General features: G+C 43.9%; 7 protein-coding genes and 4 pseudogenes. 4 read left to right on the forward strand and 7 right to left on the reverse strand.

All coding sequences use genetic code 11. From position 1 onward, the window contains the following. Window positions 1-268 precede the first annotated feature (268 nt). Window positions 269-1,156: a sulfotransferase family protein gene (locus BMY60_RS14210; RefSeq protein WP_090334515.1), complete on the forward strand. Its 888-nt coding sequence runs from the start codon at window positions 269-271 to the stop codon at window positions 1,154-1,156. Window positions 1,157-1,339: 183 nt separating this feature from the next. Here the strand turns inward: BMY60_RS14210 and BMY60_RS16420 are convergent, their stop codons facing one another. Both BMY60_RS16420 and cheY read right to left on the reverse strand, forming a co-directional pair. After that, the gene (locus BMY60_RS16420) at window positions 1,340-2,560 is read right to left on the reverse strand and encodes a protein phosphatase CheZ (RefSeq protein ID WP_256250914.1); all 1,221 of its coding nucleotides are present in this window, start codon (window positions 2,558-2,560) and stop codon (window positions 1,340-1,342) included. A 79-nt stretch (window positions 2,561-2,639) separates the two neighbouring features. After that, entirely contained in the window at window positions 2,640-3,041 is a 402-nt protein-coding gene (gene cheY, locus BMY60_RS14220) for a chemotaxis response regulator CheY (RefSeq protein ID WP_090334517.1), read from the reverse strand. A 151-nt stretch (window positions 3,042-3,192) separates the two neighbouring features. Here cheY and BMY60_RS14225 point away from each other — a divergent pair. Beyond that, a pseudogene (locus BMY60_RS14225) lies at window positions 3,193-3,357 on the forward strand (transposase); the annotation flags it as partial. Between the two features lie 42 nt (window positions 3,358-3,399). Next, window positions 3,400-3,600, forward strand: a pseudogene (locus tag BMY60_RS16425) (transposase); the annotation flags it as partial. Window positions 3,601-3,832: 232 nt separating this feature from the next. On the opposite strand, the gene BMY60_RS14230 reads toward BMY60_RS16425, so the two are convergent. The 4 genes and pseudogenes from BMY60_RS14230 to BMY60_RS14245 form a co-directional block, all read right to left on the reverse strand. Continuing rightward, window positions 3,833-4,138 (reverse strand): type II toxin-antitoxin system RelE/ParE family toxin, encoded by a 306-nt coding sequence (locus tag BMY60_RS14230; RefSeq protein WP_090334519.1) that lies wholly within the window; start codon window positions 4,136-4,138, stop codon window positions 3,833-3,835. Next, window positions 4,138-4,374 carry a type II toxin-antitoxin system ParD family antitoxin gene (locus BMY60_RS14235; protein ID WP_090334521.1) on the reverse strand — a complete coding sequence of 79 codons (237 nt, stop codon included), beginning with the start codon at window positions 4,372-4,374 and terminating at the stop codon, window positions 4,138-4,140. The genes BMY60_RS14230 and BMY60_RS14235 overlap by 1 nt, the downstream gene beginning before the upstream one ends. A 109-nt stretch (window positions 4,375-4,483) precedes the next feature. Then, window positions 4,484-5,056 (reverse strand): hypothetical protein, encoded by a 573-nt coding sequence (locus tag BMY60_RS14240; RefSeq protein ID WP_090334522.1) that lies wholly within the window; start codon window positions 5,054-5,056, stop codon window positions 4,484-4,486. Between the two features lie 26 nt (window positions 5,057-5,082). Then, window positions 5,083-5,286, reverse strand: a pseudogene (locus tag BMY60_RS14245) (transposase domain-containing protein); the annotation flags it as partial. Window positions 5,287-5,346: 60 nt separating this feature from the next. Between BMY60_RS14245 and BMY60_RS14250 the strand changes: the two are divergent. Then, complete coding sequence (locus BMY60_RS14250; protein WP_090334523.1) at window positions 5,347-6,474, forward strand: IS110 family RNA-guided transposase; 1,128 nt, start codon at window positions 5,347-5,349, stop codon at window positions 6,472-6,474. Window positions 6,475-6,739: 265 nt separating this feature from the next. Here the strand turns inward: BMY60_RS14250 and BMY60_RS14255 are convergent. After that, window positions 6,740-7,393, reverse strand: a pseudogene (locus tag BMY60_RS14255) (IS66 family transposase); the annotation flags it as partial.

Raw genomic sequence — 7,393 nt, forward strand, 5'->3', positions numbered from 1 at the left:
TGGCCGGTTGAACCAGACAAGTGGTTGGAGATCAAGCCACCAAAATTGATTGGACGCCGTGCCATTCGCCATTGCTGACAGTTGAAATAGAAGCAAGAAGCAGCAGGTGCGAGGGACTCAACAAAAACAGTTTAGCAATGACGTTATTGAATAATAAATTTTCCCAAAAAATACAGAGACACAATATTCCAGTAGAAATCAAAATACGACCCTTTCGCTAGGGGAGCTAATCTCAAATACGTTTTCGCGGGTATGTAAGGATGAAATTATGCCTAAGTTGATTAAAGTATGTGGTGCCAGCCGCTCCGGAACAACAATGCTGGATCTTATGCTAGGAAATTCCACCGATGTTTTCTCTTGTGGGGAGGTCGTTGCTTGGTTCAGACCCTGGCGGCACCATCATTTTAAACTTGAATGTCAATGTGGACAAAGCCCCTGCTCTGTATGGAAACAAATCGCATATGTACAAGCCAATGATTTTCATGAAAATGTCTTTTCAAAACTTAATGTAAATTTCGTTGTCGATTCTTCCAAGGATCTTTGTTGGGTTCTGGACTCACAAGAGTGGGCTACTTCTAAGGGAATAGACACGTATAATATATTAATTTGGAAAAATCCTGTCAATTTGGCCTATTCGCATTGGAAAAGGGGAAAAGGACTTGATCACTGGCAACAAGAATTTATTTCATATCATGACAGATTTTTCAAATCGAATCTCCCTTTTCGGGCTGTAAACTATAACGAACTGGTAGAAGATTCTCAAAAAATGCTCTCGGTGATCTGTAACTGTCTTGAGATGCCTTATTTCGAAGGTAAAGAAAGATTTTGGGAAAATCAACACTGTCATTATTTATTCGGAAGTGGCGTTACTGCTAAGCAAGTATCAGAGAAAAGCTCAAAGATATGGCATAAAGATAATTTTCCTCCGGAATTTAAAAAACATATTCATGCACTTGAAAAAGAAGTTGGTCAGAATGCCAGGATTCAGCAGATATTATCTGTACTTAAAAAAAATAATATTAAATATAATTTGGATTATTCTGAACAGGATAAAAAATTCACACCACAGAAACCCTATCCACTGTGGTATTATGGTAAAAAGACAAAACAAATGTTTAAGCGTTATTTTCCTGAAAGCTATTCTGGGGCAATTTAGGATCATAAATAGAGAGCATGTAAACTCCCCACCTTTAGGCGGGACTAATGAAAGCCTTCTTCCCTTTGGGGAGAAGGTTTGGAAGAGGGAAGCGGCGGGGTCGTTAGATAGTGTCGTCATGAGATGCTGGCCCAGATAGCGACATCGAATATGGGTGGCTGCCAAAAACGAAGCGGTATTCTTTTAGAATCCTAGACTTGCCAATAAGTCATCGACCTGGTCTTGGCTGCTTACAGTATCCGGTGATTTTTCCGGATTAGTTACAGGACCGTTCATGAGTTCATCATTAGAGGAAATCTGTTTTGTGACAGGAACATTTGCCAGTAGAAGCTGCACAAGATCGTGCTCCAATCTCTGCACCATGTATGTAATTTTTTTAATCACTTGACCGGTCAAATCTTGAAAATCTTGCGCCATCATTATTTCCATCAACTGTGCATTGGTTGCGTCTGCTTGTTCAGGCACTTTGTCAACAAAACTGAGTGTTTCTATCAATAGCTGCTTAAATTTTTCTGTATCCGGTTGTACTCTTTGCTCCTCAAATGCAAGCTTCCATTTTTCAGAAAGCTGCGATGCATCCAGAGAAAGCTTCTCTTGAATGGGCATAGTGATTTCAGTCGCACTTATTACACGCTCAGCGGCCTGCTTCGTTTTAGTCACAACATAAGTCAGTTTGTCTTGTGCGCCTGGCACTTCAGAAGCAAGTGATTCAAGCCGTTTATCATAACCGAGTTCACGCAGGCTGTTATGAAGATTTCGCGTTAAATGGCCAACCTGATCAATAACATTTTTTTCCATACTACTTGGCTTTTCTGTTGCGTCAGACGATACTGTTTCGTCTTGAGTATTTTCACTGGATGCGTGTGTCATTTCATCAACGACTTGCATCAGCACAGTTTCGGGCACATCGTCTGAACTCACAAAGTCTTGCTCTGATCTAATTTTAGTCTCGCTAAGACAATCAGTTTTGCTATCTTGATTGACCAATATATCTTCATTCACTGGTTCAATTTGGCTGAAAGTTTCTTTGGCCGTTTCTGTCTCGATCATACTCTCGCTTCCATCTAGGTCATCATTAACCATTATTGAATCAATTGATTGTCCATTTTGATTAACAGTAACAATTTCCTGCGATACAAGCTCACTCAAAACTGCATACTCAGATTCAGCTGTATCAATGTTTGTTTCGGTTACTGACGACGTCATTAATTCATAGCTATCTACCAATTCAGTATTATTTTGATTTTCTTTACAAGAAAGATTACCGATAATATTTTGTTCAAAACTGTCTTCTTCAAGAAGAACCGATACTGTATCAGTTAATTGTTTCGCTGACCTGACCTCAGCATATATGTTCATTTCCGTTAATTCAGATTCATCATGCATAATATCAGATGGTTGCATGTCAGTTTTCTCCCGAATAAAAGAATCGGTATTTCTACTCAGATTCATTTGGTTTGCTATAAGTTTGACATCAAATTTTTTAGGCCGATACCTTACTTTCCATATTCTGAAAAATTTTATTTAATTTTTCATCAAGCACTGCAGCTGTAAAAGGCTTTACAATATAACCGCTTGCTCCTGCTTGGGCGGCAGCAATTATGTTTTCTTTTTTTGCTTCGGCAGTTACCATCAGTACAGGGATTTTGTTTAATCTTTCATCTGCACGAACTGACTGTAACATTGTCAGTCCATCCATATTCGGCATGTTCCAATCTGACACCACAAAATCGTAGTTACCATCTTGAAGCTTGCGCAGTGCAACAGCACCATCTTCAGCTTCGTCAACATTGATGAAACCTAATTCTTTCAATAGATTACGCACAATTCTACGCATCGTAGAAAAATCATCTACAACCAAGAATTTTAAATTTTTATCTGGCATTCTGTACTCCAATTAAACACTGTTTCAAACAAATATACGTTTATTAATGAATCAGATCGACTTTGCGTATGTTCATTTACACCTTTTAACGACCAATCTTTAGAAAACTTAACAGGTACTCCAACAATTGTAATGGCTAGTTCGATCAAACTGGCAAGGCCATCTGCTGGCGGCCGATTATGGCGGCTACAAAGCATTGTTCTCCAGAGCGGGCACCTGTATTGAACTTGCATGCTGGGCGCATGCCAAGCGCAAGTTCTTCGATCTGCATCAGGCCAATGACAGCCCGATGGCATTCGAAGCATTGCAGCCTATTCTTCTCAGGGAGACGATGACGAAGCCCAGGAAAAGTGCAGCTGGCCGCAAACCCTTTGATCGGGTGATGTTATTTAAGATGCTGGTTTTGCAAAGAATGCATAGTCTGTCGGATGACCGGCTGGAGTATCAAATACGGGATCGATTGAGTTTCATGCGTTTTTTGGGACTTGATTTGGCAGGGGTAGTGCCTGACGCAAAGACGATGTGGGTGTTTCGGGAGGAGCTGAAGGAAAACCAAGCTTGCCGCTGGTATGTTTGGGAAACTCCGGGCAGCTTTCCAGAAAATATTGTACTTCGGTTTTGGTATGAAACCGTCCCGATGCAAAGCCTTTCATAGCCTCACGTATGACCGGAGCTGCGGCTTCATCTATAAAGAGCATATTGCCTTGCGTTTTTGTTTTCTGAAAATAATACCCTGTCGGCGCGGCTGTGTGCGGCTTCGGCCTTGTTCCCGGCGTTGTGTTTTGAGTTGTTCACGCCTTACCTGTTTCACCGAGTAACGCCTTTACATCGCGGCTTTGGTGTATAACACGGGAGATAACGATAAAGTCCTTTTCCTGCTTGTAAAAAATAACGTGGCTGACATATTCAAACCGGAAATATCCTTCTCTGATACTGTCGCAGCGACGACCCAGAAGGGGATTTTCTGCAAGTAATCCGAATTTTTTATTCAGATCGTTTAAATAATTCCGGCGTTGATCCTTGCCCCATTTACGTTGCGTGTAATGGCCAATCTCGCGTATATCGCCCCGCGCTTCTTTTGAAACCTTACAGCGCATTACTCGCTATCAAGCTCACGTTGTATCGCCTCAATGTCATAGTCCTCAGCAATGCCGCTTTCCTCACCTTTGATAAGGGCAGCGCGTAATGCCTCCAGTCTGCTTTCCTCCTGTTCCAGAAGCCTGAGTCCTGCACGTACGGCATCACTTGCAGAAGCATAGCGTCCCGCCTTGACCCGTTCATCAACAAAAGTTTCAAAATGATCGCCAAGCGAAACACTGGTATTTTTAGCCATTTTCCAACCTTTCTAAATTATGATCCTCTTTATAATTTACCAAAGATTGGTATTTATGCCAAGGAAATAAGCTAAGTCCTTACTTTGCCTTTATTGGGATTTCGTCTTGCTACCATTCCCAATCCGGACTGTGCTGACGAGGCTGCGGACGGCTGCGATTTTGTTCCCGGCGCTGTGCCTCTAACTGTTCAAGGCGTTTTTCACGCATAGCTTGATACTGTGATTTATCGTGTTCCAGTTCATCCAGCCGGTAAGATTTCAGCGCTTGCAATCGCGGGATACGCGATTGCAAGGAACGACGAATTTCGAACTGATTAAAAATCAGCGTATCACGCTGCTGTTGCTGGTCTATTTTGACCTGCCAAGCGTCTTGTTCGTTGCATTCTTCGATTTTGCGGCGCTTTCCTGTAATGCGCTCAAACAGACCGCGAGAGCCTTTGTTAAGGTTATTGCGCCATTCCTGTTGCTTGTGTTGCCATTGCTGATGCTGTGCATCGTGCAGTTTTTGACGCTTGGCCTTGTGCTGACTCATTAAACTTTGCCGCTTTTCTTCCAATTGAGCCATGCGGGTTTCAAATGCGTTTGCTTGTTCTTGGAATAACGTATCCAGCCGCACGGTCATATCCTTTGCAATCTGGATTCTGGCTTCATCGACAGACGGCAGGCTTTGTTCATCGCTCAATTGTAAGCGTGCGGCCCTACCGTCTGTTATTTATTCTGTTTTAGTGATTCAATAAATTCTGGTGCCAATGGCAGTAACTCATCGATACGGCTATTAGGCCAGGCTGGAAGTTTGTCGAGTGTTTCTTTGAGCCATGCGGCTGGGTCGATGCCGTTGAGTAGTGCGGTGCCGAGCAGGGTTTGAATGGCGGCAGCGCGTTGGCCCGCACACTCAGATCCTGTAAAGAGCCAGATGATATGACCTATATACTAGTTGCGGCAAGATCGCACTATTTCTGTGGAGGTTACATCATGACTACTGCATTATTTCATAACGCTTATATTGGGCTAGATGTTCATAAAGAAACTATCGCCATAGCAATTGCTGACCCGGAACGTGCGGGCGAGATACGTTTCTGGGGCAATATTAATAACACACCAGATTCTGTCAGGCGCACATTTACCAAGCTCCAAAACAAATATTCTTCGCCTTTACTTTGTTATGAAGCCGGTCCGTGTGGTTATCAACTTTATAGACAGCTTACGCTAATGGGGCTTGAATGTCAGGTAGTAGCGCCCTCCAGAATTCCGCGTTCGCCGACTGACAGGATTAAAAATGATCATCGAGACGCAGTGGCATTGGCGAGGCTTCTGAGGTCGGGTGATTTAACTACCGTCTGGGTTCCTGATGAGACACACGAAGCTATGCGTGATTTGGTTCGAGCACGCTCAGCAAGCAAAAAAGATACAAAAATTGCACGGCAACGAATCCAAAGTTTACTCCTGCGTGCTGGAAGGATTTATGATAAAAAATCATGGACAAAGCGACATCGTATTTGGCTTGCCAATCAAACATTTCCAAACGCGTCACAGCAAATTGCATTTCAACATTATATCCAGGCGCTAGAGCAATCACAGGTGCGGACTGAGCAATTAGAACAAGAAATCGATCGTTTGCTAGAAGACTGGTCACTCAAAGATCTTGTTATTCAACTACAAGCACTGAGAGGAATTGCGACAATCATTGCTGTAACAGTCGTTGCAGAGATTGGTGATTTTTCCCGGTTTGATCATCCCAAACAGATGATGGCCTATTTAGGCTTGATACCGGGAGAGTATTCCAGTGGCAATACAACGCGCAGCAAAGGAATTACCAAGGTAGGCAATAAAGAAGTCCGGCGGCTTTTGTACGAGGCGGCATGGTCGTATCGCAACAATGCAAAAGTAGGCAGCTGGATGCTTGCGCATACCCCATCAGCGGTGACGCAAGTCTCAAAAGATATTGCCTGGAAAGCACAGCAACGTTTGTGCTTCCGCTATCGCAGTCTGGCAGCGAAAGGGAAAAAATCTCAAGTATCAATTACTGCAGTTGCACGCGAGCTTCTCGGTTTTATGTGGGATATTGTGCGCGCCTATAGACAACAGTATTCAACGGTTTAAATGGTTTTGGTGGGGCAGTATCAGTGCACGAATTGAGTAATCCTCGGGAAGAATTCAAGGGGGAGATATTTTCCTATACTTGCAGCCAGAAAGAGGCAAGCTCAGTACGAATATCATACTGGGGCTAAAAGATCCCCGAATAAGAGTCTGTAAAATTCAAGTAATTGCATTATGCTGTTCCAACCAATCTAAGTCATTGGTTAACGGTTTTAGAGGGAAAACTCTAGGGAGAGTTACGTTTAAAACTTGACAAAAGGTCATAAGAGTTTTTCTTACCGACAGCGATGGGACGGATTGAATTTTCTACCGGGTTATTGTCGATCGGCAGATTGCCTGTGTGAGCATAGCGTACCAGCGCTGGCCAGCGTTTCAGTGTATAGTCCAACGCTTTGGCGGACGCACCGCCGTTGGCTGTCTGCATGCGGGTTTGCATCAGCCAGTCGTGTAATGCATCGAGTGCCGGCAGACTTTTTTGTTTTCGCAGGTGTTGACGCGCGTCAATGGTCAGCTGTTTGCCTTCGGCCTCGATTGCGTACAGTTCACCAATACGCTGCAATGCCTCGAATGCCATCGGACTGCCGTTGGCCTGATGCAGGTCGAAGAATTTACGTCGCGCATGCGCCCAACAACCGAGCTCGATACACGGCAACTCCTCTCTGGAGAACAGTGCTTTATAGCCAGCATAGTCATCAACCAGCAGGTGACCCTGCCAGTCCTGGAGAAAGTTTTGTACATGCCGGCCGCTGCGACTGGTCTGATAATCGAAGACAACCATGCGCGGCCCGGGATCAAGGTCATTACTGCGGTAGGCCCATAGATAGGCTTTGCGGGTTTTGCCGTTGCCGGGTTCCAGTTGCGCTACCGGCGATTCATCCGCATGCAGGGTGTTTCCCTGCAAAAGATGCCACTTTAATTGATC

Origin of the sequence: Nitrosomonas sp. Nm51, assembly GCF_900111165.1 — a bacterium.
In the GTDB taxonomy this organism is placed as follows: Bacteria; Pseudomonadota; Gammaproteobacteria; order Burkholderiales; family Nitrosomonadaceae; genus Nitrosomonas.

Excerpts from the sequence above, each read along its gene's own strand:
- BMY60_RS14210 (WP_090334515.1), top strand. The coding sequence starts at position 269 with ATGCCTAAGTTGATTAAAGTATGTGGTGCCAGCCGCTCCGGAACAACA.
- BMY60_RS16420 (WP_256250914.1), bottom strand. The coding sequence starts at position 2,560 with ATGCAACCATCTGATATTATGCATGATGAATCTGAATTAACGGAAATG.
- cheY (WP_090334517.1), bottom strand. The coding sequence starts at position 3,041 with ATGCCAGATAAAAATTTAAAATTCTTGGTTGTAGATGATTTTTCTACG.
- BMY60_RS14230 (WP_090334519.1), bottom strand. The coding sequence starts at position 4,138 with ATGCGCTGTAAGGTTTCAAAAGAAGCGCGGGGCGATATACGCGAGATT.
- BMY60_RS14235 (WP_090334521.1), bottom strand. The coding sequence starts at position 4,374 with ATGGCTAAAAATACCAGTGTTTCGCTTGGCGATCATTTTGAAACTTTT.
- BMY60_RS14250 (WP_090334523.1), top strand. The coding sequence starts at position 5,347 with ATGACTACTGCATTATTTCATAACGCTTATATTGGGCTAGATGTTCAT.